The following is a 15,459-nucleotide window of genomic DNA, read 5'->3' on the forward strand; positions in this document are numbered from 1 at the left end:
GGATCGGTCGCATGGCCGATCGCTTCGTGGATCACCTCCTGATCGGTGGCGGCATCGCCTCCGCGACCTGCGCCCAGGAGTTGCGCGATGCCGATGCCAAGGGCTCGATCCTGCTCGTCGCGCGCGAGCTCGACCCGCCGTATCACCGGCCGCCGATCACGAAGGGCTATCTTGGCGGCAGCGAGACCAAGGACGACACCTTGATCGAGCTGTCCGACGACGTCGAGGTGCTGACCCGCACCTCCGTCATGGCGCTCGACCCGGCGGCGAAGACCGTCACGCTGTCGACCAAGGAGACCGTCGAGTACGGCACCGCGCTGCTGGCCACCGGCGCGATGGTCCGCCGGCTGCAGATCGACGGCGTCCACCTCGACGGCATCCACTACCTGCGCGCGCTCGGCAACGCCGACTCGCTGATCGAGGACGCCGAGACGGTGGAGAACGTCGTCTGCGTCGGCGGCTCCTACATCGGCTGCGAGAGCGCGGCGACGCTGACGAGGCTCGGCAAGCGGGTCACGGTCGTCCTGCTGGAAGAAGAGCCGATGGAGCGCGCGTTCGGCGTGCAGGTTGGCCAGTGGGTGCGCGGCGTGCTCGCGGGCCACGGGGTTCAGATCGTCGGCAACGTCGAGGTTGAGCGCTTCGAAGGAGAGGGCGAGCGCGTCGCGCGCGTCGTCCTGGCCGGCGGGCGCGCACTCGACGCCGAGCTGGTCGTCGCCGGCGTCGGCGTCACGCCCGACGTCATGCTCGCGCGCAAGGCCGGGCTGGAGATCGGCGAGCGCGGCGGCGTACGGGCCGACGCGCGGCTGCGCGCCCACGGCGCTGACGGGCTCTACGTGGCCGGCGACATCGCGGAGTACGACAGCCCTTCGCACGGTGGCGCGGTGATCCGCGTCGAGCATGAGGAGCACGCCGCGTCGCAAGGCCGCACGGTCGCGCGCAACATGCTCGGCGCCGAGGCCGAGCACACCGACGTGCCCTACTTCTTCAGCGACCTCGCCGACTGGGCCTCGTTTGAGTACGTCGGCCCGGCGCTTGCGTGGGACGAGGAGGTCGTCGAGGGCGACATGCCCAGCGGCACGTTCACGGTCTGGTATCTCGCCGACGGCAAGGTCGCGGCGATGCTCAGCGCCGGCGGCCACGGCGACATCGAGCGCGCCAAGGCGCTCATCGCCTCCGGCGGGACACTGGCCTAGCCGCGGCTAGAGCGTCTTGGTGTCCTCGCCGCCCTCGAGATGATCGAGGTTGTCCTGGTGCTCACCGGCCGACTGCGCGAGCGCGAAGCCGATGAGCCCGTGCAGGAGCAGCGGGAAGATGACGAAGAAGACGATGACGAGGCCGAAGGTGGCCTTGAAGGCGCTGAGGGCGATGACGAGCGACATGCGCGCGGAATCCTACCGTGGGCCGGGGCAGTGGCGCGGCGCGACGCGACCGTGGCGCGGCGGCAGCTGGATCGTCCGCTGACCGATGTTGTCGTCCTCGCGCCCTTCGACGATGTCGTCGAGCGGATCGGCGCGGTGCACGAAGGCAAAGCAGCCCTTCAACCCGGTGATGCTGATCCAGTTCTCGTGGTAGGTCGAGGGGTAGATGTCGGCCCAGCCGGGGGAGACGCCGAGACGCAGCTCCTTGCGGCCGAAGCTCTGACTGCACGCCGGGAAGACCCGGTGTCTGGGGGAGCGCGCGAAGGTGCGCACGCGCCTGAGATCGCGGAAGCAGTAGGAGAGCTTCGGGCCCGTGCGGATCATGCGCGCGCGCGAGCCGTCGGCGTGCAGCGTCCAGAGCTCGAAGCGCGCCGCCCGCCAGTACTTCCAGTAGTGCCCCTGGCCGGGGATGGCCTTCCAGTAGACGGAGCCGGCCTCGGGGAAGTAGACCGGCGCGCCCCGCCGGTTGCGGACCACCTGGTAGGCCGTCGCGAAGCGGTAGCCGTTGCGCGTCGCCTTGTTGGTGTGCTCGGCGCGCAGCTCCAGCGCGCCGGCGCCGACGTTGACGATGTGGTTGGTGGCCAGCAGCCGCAGCACCTTGCCCGCCTTCTGGACGCGCAGGTCGGCCGGCGGCGCCATCCGCAGGTCCGGACACTTCAACGCCAGGTTGGGGTCGTGGCAGGGGTTGATGTCGGGCACCTCCTCGGTCCCGGCCACCTGCCCGCCGGCCGGGCTGAGGCCGACGCCGGCGGCAGCCAACCCGCCGACGGCGAGGGCAGCGAGCAGAGACACGAGCAGACGACGGACCGACATGCGGGCGAGGAGTCTGCCGAACGCGTCGGCGCTGCGCGTGGCGCGGCGGTGGCCTCGTGCGAGAATCCGGACTATGCACGTCGTCGCGTTGGGCTTCGGCCTCGGGTTCGTGGTCGCCGCGGCGATCGGCCCGATCTCCCTGCTCTGCATCCGCACGGTCCTGCGCGGAGCGCTCGGGACGGGCATCGCGATCGGCGCCGGGGCGGCCGTGATCGACGCGACCTACGCGCTGCTGGGCGCGATCGGCGCAGGACGTTTGTTGGAGATCGACGCGTTGGCGCTGACGCTCGGCCTCGTCGGCGCCGCGGTGCTCGCGCTGTTGGGGCTGCGCACGCTGTGGTCGGCGTTCCGCGTGCGGCTCGGCGGCGAGAGCGACGATGAGGTCGCCACCCCGGCGCGCGCGTTTCTGACCTCGCTGGCGGCGACCGCGTCGAACCCGACGACGATCCTCTCCTGGGCGGCGGTCTTCGCGGCCGCTTCTACGGCCAGCGCGGTCGACGGCACGGGCGAGACGCTCCTGCTCTGCCTGGGCGTCGGCTGCGGGACGCTGACGTGGTTCACCGTGCTGTCGCTCGGTCTGACCGCGATCCGCGCCCGCGTCGGCGACCGGCTGCTCAAGGCCGTCGACATCGGCTCGGGCCTGGGCCTGCTGCTCTTCTCCGGCGCGCTCGGCGTGCGTGCCGCGCGCGACGCCCAGTAGCCCGCGTTCGGTTACTCCTACCTGCGCGGTAGGATTAGGACCGATGATCTTCACGACCAAGGCGGAGTACGGCGTGCGGCTCCTCGTCGAGCTGGGTCGCCAGCACGACGCCTCGGGGGTTCCCACTCCAGTCTCGCTCAAGGCGATCGCCGAGGCCGAGGCCCTGCCGCTCGCCTACCTCGAGCGGATCGTCGCCCTCCTCAAGAAGGCCGGCCTCGTCGAGGCCACGCGCGGCGCGCACGGCGGTTACCGCCTGACGCGCCAGCCCGCCGACATCCAGATGGACGAGGTCGTCCTCGCCCTCGAAGGCGGCGTCGCGCCGATGACCTGCTTCATCGCCGAGGACGGTCAGTCTTCCCACGGTCGGGTCGTCTGCAACCACGAGGCCGACAGCGGCCACGGCTGCGCGACCAAGCTGCTCTGGACCCGTGTCCAGGGCGGCGTCGTCCGGGCGCTGGCACAGACGACGCTCGCCGAGCTCGTCGCCTTCTCCAACCGCACCATCCCGAATCCCACCCCCGTCGCGGCCGACAGCACGGCCGCGGTGGCTTGAGACGCAGAAAGACACGTACATGGCCGCTGAACTCGAGATCCGCAACCTTCATGTCCAGGCCGGTGAGAAGCAGATCCTCAAGGGCCTGGACCTCACCGTCAACAAGGGCGAGATCCACGCGCTGATGGGCCCCAACGGCTCGGGCAAGTCCACCCTGGCCAACGCGATCATGGGCCACCCGGGCCTCGAGGTCACCGAGGGCCAGATCATCTTCCAGGGGCAGGACATCACCGAGGCCGATCCCGACGAGCGCGCACGCGCCGGCTTGTTCATGGCCTTCCAGTACCCGGTCGCCATCCCCGGCGTGACGATCACCAAGTACTTGCGGATGGTCCTCAACGCCCACCGCGAGGCGCGCGGCGAGAAGGAGATCTCGCTCAAGGACTTCCGCAAGACGGTCGAGGCGGCGATGGAGCTGACCAACGTCCCACGCGAGTTCGTCTCCCGCTACCTCAACGACGGCTTCTCCGGCGGCGAGAAGAAGCGCCTCGAGGTGCTCCAGCTCGCGCTTCAGCAGCCGAAGCTCGCCGTCCTCGACGAGACCGACTCCGGTCTGGACATCGACGCGCTCAACGTCGTCGCCCATGGTGTCAACACGATCGCCAAGGGCTCGGACATGGGCGTCCTGATCATCACCCACTACCAGCGCATCCTGCACCTGGTGGAGCCGACACGGGTCTCGATCATGTTCGACGGCCAGATCATCAAGGAGGGCGGCCCGGAGCTCGTCGAGCAGCTCGAGTCCGAGGGCTACGCCAACATCAAGGAAGCGGCGGGCGTCGGCGCCTAAGGACAGCATCATGGCCGCCACCGCCCAGCTCGACGTCCGCGCGCAGTTCCCCACGCTCCAGCGTGACGGCGTCGCCTACCTCGACAGCGCCGCGACGTCGCAGACGCCGGACGTCGTGCTGGCGGCGATGGACGACTACTACCGCCACCACCGCGCGTCGGTGCACCGCGGCACCTACCCGCTGGCCTCCGAGGCGACCGACCTCTTCGAGGGCGCGCGCACGCGCATCGCCGCGTTCGTCAACTGGGCTGCGCGCGACACGGTCTTCACGCGCAACGCGTCCGAGGCGCTGAACGTCGTCGCCCACGGCTGGGGCCGCCGCCACGTCGGGCCCGGCGACCGCATCCTCGTCACGCGGATGGAGCACCACTCCAACTTCGTGCCGTGGTGGATGTTGGCCAAGGAGACCGGCGCCGAGCTGGTCGAGGTGCCGGTCGACGACGAGGGCGTGCTCGATCTCGACGTCCTCGACGGGCTGCTGCCGGGCGCCAAGGTGCTGGCCGTGGCGCACGTCTCCAACGTCGTCGGGACGATCAACCCGATCGCCGAGATCGTGCGCCGTGCGCGCGCCGCGGGTGTCGTGACGGTCGTCGACGGCTCACAGGCTGTGCCGCAGATGCCCGTCGACCTCGGCGCGCTGGATGCCGACTTCTACGCGTGGACCGGCCACAAGGCTTACGGGCCGACCGGCGTCGGCGTCCTGCACGGCCGCCACGACCTGCTGCTCGACACCGAGCCGCTGATCGGCGGCGGTCACATGATCTCCAGCGTGTCGTTTGACGAGGTCCGCTGGGCCGCGCCGCCGGCGCGCTTCGAGGCGGGGACGTCGGCGATCGCCGAAGTTATCGGCCTTGGTGCCGCGGTCGACTGGCTCGCCGAGCTGGGCATGGAGAACGTGCGCGCCCACGAGGTCGACCTGACCGCCTACGCGCTGGAGCGCCTTGGCGCCGAGGAGGACGTCACGCTGCACGGCCCGCTCGATGTCGAGCGCCGCGGCGCGCTGATCTCCTTTGCCCTGAAGGGCGTCCACCCGCACGACGTGTCCGAGATCCTCGGCCGCCGCGGCGTCTGCGTCCGGGCCGGCCACCACTGCGCCCAGCCGCTCATGCAGCACTTGGGCGAGTCGGCGACGACGCGCGCCTCGTTTGCCGTGCACACCGCCCGCGAGGAGATCGACGCGCTCGTCGATGGCCTGGCGGAAGTCCGGAGGATCTTCGCCTAGCCATGGATGATCTGTACCGCGAGGAGATCCTCCAGCACTACAAGCGACCCCACAACTGGGGTCCGATGGATGCGCCGGATCTCGAGGCCGAGGACCACAACCCGCTCTGCGGCGACCAGCTCAAGGTGATGCTGAAGGTCGGCGACGACAACAAGGTCGCCGAGATCAAGTTCGAGGGCCACGGCTGCGCGATCTCCCAGGCCAGCGCCTCGATGGCCTCTGACGAGATTGTCGGCATGCCCGTCGACGAGCTCCTGCGCCTCGACCGCTCGTTCGTCCTCGACCTCCTCGGCATCGACATCTCCGCCACCCGCATGAAGTGCGCGCTGCTGTCGCTGAAGGTCCTGAAGTCCGCCGGCCTCGGCCACGAGGTCGACTGGGAGCCCGAGACGCCGCAGGCCGCGGCGCCGGCGGACCCGAACCGCCTTTGAAAGCGCCGAGATCCAGGACCAATGGGGAGGTCCGCGTGAACCCCTGACGGCGTACGGTCCCCTGGTGTCCCGTCTCGTCGTCGCACTGGCGGTTGCCGCCGGCCTCATGGGTCTGCTGTTGCCGGCCTCCGCCCTCGCCAACCCGACGATCGCCACGGGCTACGGCCCGTCGTCGGCCACCGACCGCGACGGGACGACCCACCTCGTCTACGGGTTCGTGCCACCCGAAGGCGGTCAGAACGACGAGATCGAGTACTGCCGCATCGCGCCCGGAACCGACACGTGCAAGGACAACCGCACGTTCACGCTCCCGGCCGGCTGCTACCGCAACGAGACCGACAGCAGCTACGGCTCGGGCCCCCGGCCAGTCGACCGGCCCAAGGTCCTGATCTCGCAGTTCGGCGACGTGATCCTCGTGACCCACGCGCTGTGCGACTTCGTCTACCCCTACGGCAACGACGACCTTGTCGTCTACCAGTCGACCGACGGCGGCGACACGTTCGCGGCGCCGGTCAAGCTGGCGCTGCGCACCACGATGAAGTCGGGTGACGACACCGGCTACCGGCGCGTCGACACCGACTCGATCCTGGACCTCTCCGACCGGCGCATCGTCACGATCACGTCGCAGGACTACGCGTTCAGCGATCCGGCGCAGTACGGCGGGGTCTTCGTCCAGGGCGCGACGCTGAGCGCCGAGGGCGTCACCTACACCTCGGTCCGTGCGCAACTCACCGACCCGACCGACACCCGCAACCGCAATGGCGGCGGCGACCACCCGTCGGTCATCCAGCGCGGCCCCGGCTCGTTCATCGCCGCCTGGGATGACCCCGATCACCACATCCAGCTGCGCACGTTCGACATGCCCGGCGCGCCGCTCACGGCGATCAACGACGGCGCGAACTGGCATGCGATGACCGGGCCGAGCGAGACCGGCGCCAACCGGCCGCAGCTCGTGACCGGCCCGCTCGGGACGTTCCTGATGTACCGCGTGGTGAACCTCGCCGACGATCGCGACCCGCCGACCTGGTGGCTGCGGCAGATCACCGGCACGACGCTCGGCGCCCCGCACCGGATCCCGGACGTGGACTACTCGGTCGAGGGCGGCCGCGACGCCGAGTTCTACGGGGACGACCCGTTCGCCACGGCGAGCCTCGTCGAGGATCAGGCCAACGGCCGCCTGCACTTCGCGCGCTGGATGGCGGGCCTCAACGGCGGGCGCGACCACGTGCAGTACATGACCTCCGACGACGGCATCGGCTGGAGCAAGAACGTGCTGCTGCCCTCGAGCGAGAGCCACCTCGAGCACGACCTCGGCGGCGGTGCGGGCAGCTTCGGCTCCGGCGGCTACGGCGACCCCTGGCTGTCGGAGACCACCGGCACGCAGGGCTTCGACGGCATGGTCGGTCAGCCGACCCAGCCCTACGGCTACGCCTTCGGCGGGGTCGTGCTGCCCGGCACGACGCCGCCGACGACGGGCGGTGGCGGTGGCGGCGGCGGCGGCGGCGGTGGTGGTACCCCGCCGCCGAGCGGCGGCGGTGGCGACACGGGCACGCCCCCGGCGACCGGCACGCCCGCACCGCCTCCCGCGCCCACCAACCCCGAGGACAAGCGCTGCCGCGTCCTGCAGCTCGCTGCGCTCGACGTCGTCGCCGACGCCTGCCTCACGCAGGACAAGGGCGTCTTCATCGCCAAGGGGGGAGTGAAGGTCAACGGCCTGAGCCTCGCGGGCGCCGAGATTCGCTTCGACCCCACCAAGCTGAAGGTGACGTCGACCGGGCCCGTCGACATCTCGATCGGCGCGACCAAGCTGTTTCACGGCGCGATCGACTGGACGATCCCGAAGGGCAACGTCTTCCCGCTCGGCGACCTCGACGTCGGCAAGCTGGGGTCCAAGGTCTTCGGCTTCAAGCTGGTCGGCGACGCCGACGTCCAGCTCGTCCGCGGCGCGGTCGAGGTCCACGCCAGCATCGGGCTGCCCGACGTCCTGGGCGGTGTCAGCGCCGCGCTCGTCATGCGCGCCGACAACATCGCCGGCCTCCATGTCCGCGAGCTGCACTTCGGCTTCTCCACTGCCAAGCTCGGCCCGCTCGAGCTCGCCGACGCCGCGCTTGGCTACGACGCCGACGCGAACCTCTGGTCGGGCTCCCTGAAGCTGAACATCCCGCCGGGCATGAGCCTGTCCGCCTCGCTCGGCATCCGCGACGGGACGATCGAGCACCTCAGCGGCGAGTTCGTCCCGCCCGCGCCCGGCTACCCGCTCGACCCGTTCTCGGTGGCGTATCTCACCGCGATCCGCGGCGGCGTGGCGTTCTCGCCGCTGACCTTCAGCGGCGGCGTGACGCTCGGCGCCGGGCCGCCGCTCAAGGAGGAGGGCTCGGAGCGCTTCGTCAAGGTCGACGGCGACGTGAAGGTGACGTTGCCCGACGACAAGCCGGTGACGATCCGCGGCGACGGCGTCGGCAGCGTCCTCGGCGTTCCGCTGGCCAAGGCCTACGTGCAGTTCGTCACCGATGGGCACATCAGCGCGGGCGGTAGCGTCAAGGCCGGGTTCGGTCCGGTCAACGTGGAGGGGTCGATCGACGGCTGGTTCTACAAGGGCGCGTTCAACCTGGAGGGCAACGCCGACGTCTGCATCGGGGTCTGCATCGGCGGCGACATCCTCGTGTCGTCCAAGGGCTTCGCCGCGTGCGCGCGCACGCCGATCATCGACATCGGCGCCGGCATCACCTGGGGCAACGACCTCCTGGCCGGCCTGGTCAACCCGATCGTCCTGCTGGGCCGGATCGACGTGATGCCGACCGGCTGCTCGGTCAGCGGCTATCGCGCGACCGCGTCGGCCGCGCAGGCCGGCGGCGAGCGATCGGTGACGTTCAAGGCCGGCCTGCCCGCGGGCGTCGTGGGCGTCATCGGCCAGGACGGGCCGCCGCACGTGGCGCTCGTCGGCCCCGACGGCACGCGCGTCGAGCCGCAGGCCAACGCGCCGGTCAACGATGGCAAGGCGTTCGCGTTCCAGGCGGTCGCCCAGCGGCTGACGTGGTTCGCGGTCAAGGCGCCCAAGCCGGGCGTCTGGAAGATCGTGCCCGAGGCCGACTCGACGCCGATCGTCAGCGTTCGCCAGGCCGAGGGACTGCCGAAGCCGCAGGTGTCGGCGAGCGTCCGGCGCGGCAAGGGCGCCAAGCGCGTGTTGTCCTACAAGATCACGCCGCAGCCCGGCCAGCAGGTCGCGTTCGCCGAGGTCGGCAAGGGCACGGCCGCGCAGATCGGCAAGCCGACGCGCGCCGCGCAGGGGACGATCGCGTTCACGCCGACGACCGGTGAGGGCGGGACGCGCAAGATCGTCGCGACCGTCACGCAGAACGGCATGCCGCGCGCCAACCTGACCGTCGCGCGCTACGTCGCGCCGGCCCGGGTCCGGCCCGTCAAGCCGCGGGTGACCGTCAAGCGCGCGGGCACCAAGCTCACCGTCCGCTGGCACCGCGACCCGCGCGCCAAGCGCTACGAGCTGCGCGCCAAGCTGACCGACGGGCGCGTCCTGCTCCTGCTGCTCAAGAAGCCGCAGACGACGATCGCGGCGGTCGCCAAGACGACGACGGCGACCGTCACGGTGCGCGGCATCGATGCGGCGGGCGTGGCCGGGCCGCAGGCGCGCGCGGTCAGCCGGGGCAAGGCCCGCAAGGCCGCTGCGCGCTCCGGCGTCTGGGTCGCGGGCTGAGCGACCGCTGCGTTTAGCGGTTGCGGGTCTCGCCCCCAGGCGAGCACCCGCCGCGAAGCTCGCCCCCAGGGCGAGTCTTCGCCTACTTCGGCGCCGCGCCCGCCTTGGCGCGACGTGCGGCCTTGGTGCGCTCGTTGGGGTCCAGCTGCCACTTGCGGATCCGGACGGCCTTCGGGGTGACCTCGACGCACTCGTCCTCGCGCAGCCACTCCATCGCCTGGTCGAGCGACAGGTTGCGGGCCGGCACCAGGCGCTCGAGCTCGTCGGCGGTCGCCGAGCGCACGTTGGTCAGGTGCTTCTCGCGGACGATGTTGACGTCGAGGTCGTCGTTGCGGGAGTTCTCGCCGATGACCATGCCGGCGTAGACCTGGTCGCCGGGGGAGACGAAGAGCGAGCCGCGGTCCTGCATCTGGAAGCAGGAGTAGGAGGTGACCGAGCCCTGGCGGTCGGAGACCAGCGCGCCGGTGGGCCGCGTGCGCAGCTCGCCGTGCCACGGCTCCATGCCGTCAGAGACGCTGTGGGCGATGCCCGTGCCGCGCGTCTCGGTGAGGAACTCGGTGCGGAAGCCGATCAGCCCGCGCGCCGGGACGCGGTAGTCCATGCGCACCCAGCCGGTCCCGTGGTTGCTCATTTGCTCCAGACGACCTTTACGAAGGGCGAGCATTTGCGTTACGACGCCGACGTAGTCCTCGGGCACGTCGATGGTCATGCGCTCCATCGGCTCGTGGACCGTGCCGTCGATCTCACGCGTGACGACGCGCGGCTGGCCGACGAGCAGCTCGAAGCCCTCGCGGCGCATGGTCTCGACGAGCACGGCGAGCTGCAGCTCGCCGCGGCCCTGAACCTCCCAGGCATCCGGACGATCGGTGTTCTCGACGCGGATCGACACGTTGCCGATCAGCTCCTGGTCGAGGCGCGCCTGGATCTGGCGGGCGGTCAGCTTGTTGCCGTCCTTGCCCGCAAACGGCGAGGTCGAGGTGGCGATCGTGACGCCGATCGACGGGTCGTCGACGTGCAGGACGGGCAGCGGCCGCGGGTCGTTGACGTCGGCCAGCGTCTCGCCGATCGTGATCTCCGGAAGGCCGGCGACCGCGCAGATCTCGCCCGGGCCGGCCTCTTCGACCGGCACGCGATGCAGGCCGTCGGTGACGAACAGCTCGGTGATCTTGCCGCGCGTCACGGTCTCGCCGTCGGCGCGACACCAGCCGATGTCGCCCTTGCGGATCGTGCCCTGGCGCACGCGGCAGACGCCGAGGCGGCCGAGATAGGGGTCGGCGTCGAGGTTGGTGACCAGCGCCTGGGCGGGATGCTCGGGGTCATAGGACGGCGGCGGGACGGTCTCGACCAGCAGGTCGAGCAGTGGCTTGAGCGACTCGCCCGGCACCGTCTGGTCCATCGACGCCGTGCCGGCCTTGGCGTTGGTGAAGACGATCGGGAACTCGAGCTGGTCCTCGGCGGCGTCGAGGTCCAGGAAGAGCTCCTCGACCTCGTGGACGACCTCGTCGATGCGCGCGTCCGGACGGTCGATCTTGTTGATGACGAGCACGACCGGCAGCCGGCTCTCCAGCGCCTTGCGCAGCACGAAGCGCGTCTGGGGCAGCGGGCCCTCGCTCGCATCCACGAGCAGCAGGACGCCATCGACCATCGTCAGCCCGCGCTCCACCTCGCCACCGAAGTCGGCGTGGCCGGGCGTGTCGATGATGTTCAACTTGGTCTCGCCGTACTGGACCGCGGTGTTCTTGGCGAGGATCGTGATGCCGCGCTCGCGCTCCTGGTCCATGGAGTCCATGACCCGGTCGGTGAGCGCCGCGCCCTCCCGGAAGGCGCCCGACTGGCGCAGCATGGCGTCGACGAGCGTCGTCTTGCCATGGTCGACGTGGGCGATGATGGCGACGTTGCGGAGATCGTCGCGGGTCGCGGAGAAGGTTGGGTTAACGGCGGGCATGCGCCGCAAGAGGCTAGGGGGTCGTCAGGAAGAAGACCCGCCCGCCTGCGCGTGCTCGCGCGAGCGGCGGTGAAAGAACGAGGCGAAGGCGCCCGCGACCGACGTCACGACGACCAGCGCGTAGAGCTCCAGGAAGACGTCGAGGAGCTTGCCGCCGGTGCTCAGCGGGTTCGGGAACTGGGAGGAGACCGTGAGCATCTGGGTCGTCGTCCAGAACAGCGCGTCGCCGAACGTCGTGATCTCGCCGCGGTGCGCTTCCAGGGCCCAGGCCACGGTGCCGCAGAGCAGGTCGAGGACGATCGTGAAGAGGATCACGCCGCTGATCCGGCTGCGCAGCTCGGCATGCGCGTCGGTCTTGGCGGTGGCGGTCATCCGCACGCCGCGGAGCACGCGGAGGATGGGGTGGTGCACGCGGGCGAGTCTGCCTGCGGGGCCGGACGTCGAGGGCGCAGCCGACGTCGTACAGTGCCAGCCGCGAACGCCGGATTCGAGTTGCGTGCCTGAGACCATCGACATCTGCCCGATCACCGAGCTCCCGCCCGGCGCCATGCGCGTCGTGGAGTGGGAGGACCTCGAGATCGCCGTCGTCAACTGCGCCGGCACGCTCTTTGCGATCGAGGACCGCTGCTCCCACGACGACGGCCCGCTGGCCGAGGGCGAGCTGCGCCAGGCCGAGTGCACGATCGAGTGCCCACGCCACGGCTCGCTGTTCGATCTGCGCGACGGCAAGCCGTTGACGCTTCCGGCCTACGAGCCGGTCGAGACGTTCCCCGTGCGCGTCGAGGACGGGATCGTCAGGATCGACGTCGAGTAGGCCGGCTGCGCCGCGCGTCCCGCCGGCGGGCGGAACGCGCGGGTCCGACCGGCCGGCTACTTGCGCAGCTTGCGGCGCTCGGCCTTGGTCGCGAGGTTGCCGGCGGCGTCGCGCGCCGCGATCTCGACGATGATCGTCGAGCGGTTCTTGAGCTTCTTCTTGGTCTTCAGGTGCACGGTCACCGACTTGCCGGCCGCTGCCGACTTGAAGGACTTGCTGACCAGCAGCTTGCGCTTGGTGGTCCGCAGGCGCACCTTGCCCGAGCAGGCCTCCGCGCAGGTGAAGCGCACGGTGACGCTACGCCCGGCGAGGGTCACGAGGCCCTTGATCGTCACCTTCGGGGCGACCGTGTCGCGCGGCGGGGCCGGGGCGGGCGCCGGGGCCGGAGCGGGAGCCGGGGGCACGGGTCGCACGTAGGACATCGCGGCGCGGACCGCGGCCGAGGCGTCGATGCGGCCGGCGCCGAACTGCGGGTCGGGGCCGGTGCTGCCCAGGTCGCGGGCCGTGCCCTTCAGGATGGTCTCGACCTCGTCGGGCGTGAGGTCCGGACGAGCCGACTTCATCAGGGCGACGAGGCCGGCCACCATCGGGGCCGCCATCGACGTCCCGGTCTCGACGTTGTAGTTACCGGTGCTGCCGTTGAGCGACAGTTGCGGGTCGCGCGCGTCCCAGGTCGAGAAGATGTTCGTCCCCGGCGCCGAGACGTCGACCCAGCTGCCGTTGGACGAGCTCGGCGCGATGGTGTCGTCGGCCTGGGTGTTGCCCACGGCAATGACCCCTGGGTAGGAGGCCGGGTAGATCAGCGAGTTGGGGTCGGTCTGCTGGAAGTTGCCTGCGGCGGCGATCACCGGGATGCCACGGGCGCGGACCGCGGCGATCGCGTCGGCCAGCGGCTGGTGGGGCCGCGTGCCGCCCAGCGACATCGTCACCACCGAGATCGGCTGGGTGGCGATGTAGCCGAGCGCCTCGGTGAGGTCGGCGACGAAGTTGGAGTCGACCGGGTTGCCGTTGCCGGGGTTGAAGCTCGTGGTGATCTTGACCGGGATGAACGTCGCGTCGAACCCGGCGCCTGTGACACCGACGCCGTTGTCGGCCACCGCCGCAGCGATGCCCGCCACGTGCGTGCCGTGGAGCTCGCCGGGGCTGTTGGCCAAGACGTTGCCGGTGTGGTACTGGGCCGTGCCGCTGGATTCGTTGTACGGGCTGCGGACCTTGGCCTGCAGGTCGGGGTGGCTGATATCGAACTCGCTGTCGATGATCCCGATCGTGGCGTTGGCGCCCTCCGAGGCGTCCCAGGCGGACGGGAAGTTGGCCTTGGCCAGCCCCCACTCGGCTTGCTCACCGGTCTGCAGCGTCGCGGCGGGGTCCCAGGCCGGATCGTGCGGTGTGAACTGCGGCTCGATCGTCTCGCCGGACGCGACGCTGTCGGTCTGTTGGACGTCGGGGTCGGACCGCAGGTCGTTGCGTGCAGCGGTTGGATCGGTCGTCCCGGGCGGGGTCTCGAGCTCGTACCAGCCGATCCACGGGAAGCCGCGGCTGACCGTGAGGTGATGACGGGCGGCGATGGCCTGCGCGGCGTCCTCCGACGACGCCTTGACCATGACGGTGGGCGACGACAGGTCCGGCGCGGTTTCGTGCGGCGGTGGCGTCGTCGTCGGGCCGAAGACCGACGGTGCGGATGAAGGGGCCAGCGGGTTCGCCGAGGCGGTCGCGGCGAACCCGGACCCGGCAAGGGCAAGGATGGCGAAGGATGAGGCAGCTAGGCGCATGTTGGCCACCCTAAGGACCCGCGATGGTCGGTGAGGCCTTCCATCCAAAGACCACCCAATGGTCTGGGCATTAGCGCCTTGCGCAGTACGCGGTTTCGCGTAGCGGACGGTGGCTGGGTCGTGTTCGCGGCCTGCCGAGGAGACGAAGGTTTCGCCACCGGCCTCGCTAGACTGGCAATACCGATTGCGAGAGTAGGGATTAGCTGATGGCCGCCACACCTGAGTCCACGAAGATCTTGACGCCCGAAGAGGCGTCGCTGCGCAACCTCGGCGACGATTACACGGAGCGCTACGGGTTCCACGAGGAGGACAACTACCTCTACAAGGCGCCCAAGGGGATCAACCGCGAGGTTGTCGAGACGATCTCGCGGATGAAGAGCGAGCCGGCCTGGATGCTCGAGTTCCGTCTCAAGGCGCTGCAGCATTTCCTCGATCGGCCCCAGCCCACGTGGGGCTCGCCGATGTTGGCCGACGTCGACTACGACGACATCCACTACTTCGTCCGCTCGACGGAGCGGCCCAGCCGCTCCTGGGACGACGTGCCCGACGACGTCAAGCGCACGTTCGACCGCCTGGGCATCCCGGAGGCTGAGCGCAAGTTCCTCTCCGGCGTCGGCGCCCAGTACGAGTCCGAGGTCGTCTACCACCAGGTCCGCGAGGACCTGGAGGAGCAGGGCGTCATCTTCATGGACATGGACTCGGCGCTGCGCGAGCACGAGGACCTGGTCCGCGAGTACTTCGCCACGATCATCCCGCCCAACGACAACAAGCTCGCCGCGCTGAACAGCTCGGTCTGGTCGGGCGGCTCGTTCGTCTACGTCCCGCCGGGCGTGCACGTCGAGATGCCGCTACAGGCCTACTTCCGCATCAACACGGAGAACATGGGCCAGTTCGAGCGGACGATCATCATCGCCGACGAGGGCAGCTACGTGCACTACGTCGAGGGCTGCACCGCCCCGACGTACAGCGGTGACTCGCTGCACTCCGCGGTGGTCGAGCTGATCGCCAAGCCCGGTGCCCGGATCCGCTACACGACCGTCCAGAACTGGTCGAACAACGTCTACAACCTGGTCACCAAGCGCGCGATCGCCGAGACCGACGCGACCGTCGAGTGGGTCGACTGCAACCTCGGCTCCAAGCTCACGATGAAGTACCCGGCCGTCTACCTGATGGGCGAGCGCGCCCACGGCGAGGTCCTGTCGATCGCCTTCGCCGGCGAGGGCCAGCACCAGGACGCGGGCGCCAAGATCATCCACGCCGCGCCGAACACGACGAGCAACATCTTCGCCAAG

At 70.3% G+C, this 15,459-nt stretch carries 14 protein-coding genes; 9 read left to right on the forward strand and 5 right to left on the reverse strand.

Annotated features, from left to right (window positions below; genetic code table 11):
- Nucleotides 1-11: 11 nt before the first annotated feature.
- The gene (locus VGO10_RS18100) at nt 12-1,193 is read left to right on the forward strand and encodes an NAD(P)/FAD-dependent oxidoreductase (protein WP_327470989.1); all 1,182 of its coding nucleotides are present in this window, start codon (nt 12-14) and stop codon (nt 1,191-1,193) included.
- A 6-nt stretch (nt 1,194-1,199) separates the two neighbouring features.
- Here the strand turns inward: VGO10_RS18100 and VGO10_RS18105 are convergent, their stop codons facing one another.
- Nucleotides 1,200-1,379 carry a hypothetical protein gene (locus tag VGO10_RS18105; RefSeq protein ID WP_327470992.1) on the reverse strand — a complete coding sequence of 60 codons (180 nt, stop codon included), beginning with the start codon at nt 1,377-1,379 and terminating at the stop codon, nt 1,200-1,202.
- Between the two features lie 12 nt (nt 1,380-1,391).
- Nucleotides 1,392-2,231, reverse strand: a complete 840-nt coding sequence (locus tag VGO10_RS18110) for a hypothetical protein (protein WP_327470994.1) — start codon at nt 2,229-2,231, stop codon at nt 1,392-1,394.
- Nucleotides 2,232-2,304: 73 nt separating this feature from the next.
- Between VGO10_RS18110 and VGO10_RS18115 the strand changes: the two genes are divergently transcribed.
- From VGO10_RS18115 to VGO10_RS18140, 6 genes are all read left to right on the forward strand, one after another.
- The gene (locus VGO10_RS18115) at nt 2,305-2,931 is read left to right on the forward strand and encodes a LysE family translocator (protein ID WP_327470996.1); all 627 of its coding nucleotides are present in this window, start codon (nt 2,305-2,307) and stop codon (nt 2,929-2,931) included.
- A 43-nt stretch (nt 2,932-2,974) separates the two neighbouring features.
- Nucleotides 2,975-3,484, forward strand: a complete 510-nt coding sequence (locus VGO10_RS18120; RefSeq protein WP_327470998.1) for an Rrf2 family transcriptional regulator — start codon at nt 2,975-2,977, stop codon at nt 3,482-3,484.
- A gap of 19 nt (nt 3,485-3,503) precedes the next feature.
- Nucleotides 3,504-4,274, forward strand: coding sequence for a Fe-S cluster assembly ATPase SufC (sufC, locus tag VGO10_RS18125; RefSeq protein WP_327471000.1), 771 nt, complete (start codon nt 3,504-3,506; stop codon nt 4,272-4,274).
- A 10-nt stretch (nt 4,275-4,284) separates the two neighbouring features.
- Nucleotides 4,285-5,496, forward strand: coding sequence for a SufS family cysteine desulfurase (locus VGO10_RS18130; RefSeq protein WP_327471002.1), 1,212 nt, complete (start codon nt 4,285-4,287; stop codon nt 5,494-5,496).
- 2 nt (nt 5,497-5,498) lie between these two features.
- Nucleotides 5,499-5,927 (forward strand): iron-sulfur cluster assembly scaffold protein, encoded by a 429-nt coding sequence (locus VGO10_RS18135; protein ID WP_327471004.1) that lies wholly within the window; start codon nt 5,499-5,501, stop codon nt 5,925-5,927.
- Between the two features lie 64 nt (nt 5,928-5,991).
- Nucleotides 5,992-9,639, forward strand: a complete 3,648-nt coding sequence (locus VGO10_RS18140; RefSeq protein WP_327471006.1) for a hypothetical protein — start codon at nt 5,992-5,994, stop codon at nt 9,637-9,639.
- Nucleotides 9,640-9,721: 82 nt separating this feature from the next.
- Here VGO10_RS18140 and typA read toward each other — a convergent pair whose 3' ends face one another.
- On the reverse strand, nt 9,722-11,584 hold the full coding sequence (gene typA, locus VGO10_RS18145; protein WP_327471008.1) for a translational GTPase TypA: 1,863 nt from the start codon (nt 11,582-11,584) through the stop codon (nt 9,722-9,724).
- A gap of 24 nt (nt 11,585-11,608) precedes the next feature.
- Nucleotides 11,609-11,995 carry a hypothetical protein gene (locus tag VGO10_RS18150; RefSeq protein ID WP_327471010.1) on the reverse strand — a complete coding sequence of 129 codons (387 nt, stop codon included), beginning with the start codon at nt 11,993-11,995 and terminating at the stop codon, nt 11,609-11,611.
- 85 nt (nt 11,996-12,080) lie between these two features.
- Here VGO10_RS18150 and VGO10_RS18155 point away from each other — a divergent pair, with 85 nt between their 5' ends.
- Nucleotides 12,081-12,398, forward strand: coding sequence for a non-heme iron oxygenase ferredoxin subunit (locus VGO10_RS18155; protein ID WP_327471012.1), 318 nt, complete (start codon nt 12,081-12,083; stop codon nt 12,396-12,398).
- Between the two features lie 56 nt (nt 12,399-12,454).
- Here the strand turns inward: VGO10_RS18155 and VGO10_RS18160 are convergent, their stop codons facing one another.
- The gene (locus VGO10_RS18160) at nt 12,455-14,167 is read right to left on the reverse strand and encodes a S8 family peptidase (RefSeq protein ID WP_327471014.1); all 1,713 of its coding nucleotides are present in this window, start codon (nt 14,165-14,167) and stop codon (nt 12,455-12,457) included.
- A 206-nt stretch (nt 14,168-14,373) separates the two neighbouring features.
- On the opposite strand from VGO10_RS18160, the gene sufB reads away from it, so the two are divergent.
- A partial coding sequence (sufB, locus tag VGO10_RS18165) for a Fe-S cluster assembly protein SufB (protein ID WP_327471016.1) occupies nt 14,374-15,459 on the forward strand: 1,086 nt, incomplete at its 3' end.

Source organism: Baekduia sp. (assembly GCF_035996765.1).
Classification (GTDB): Bacteria; Actinomycetota; Thermoleophilia; order Solirubrobacterales; family Solirubrobacteraceae; genus Baekduia.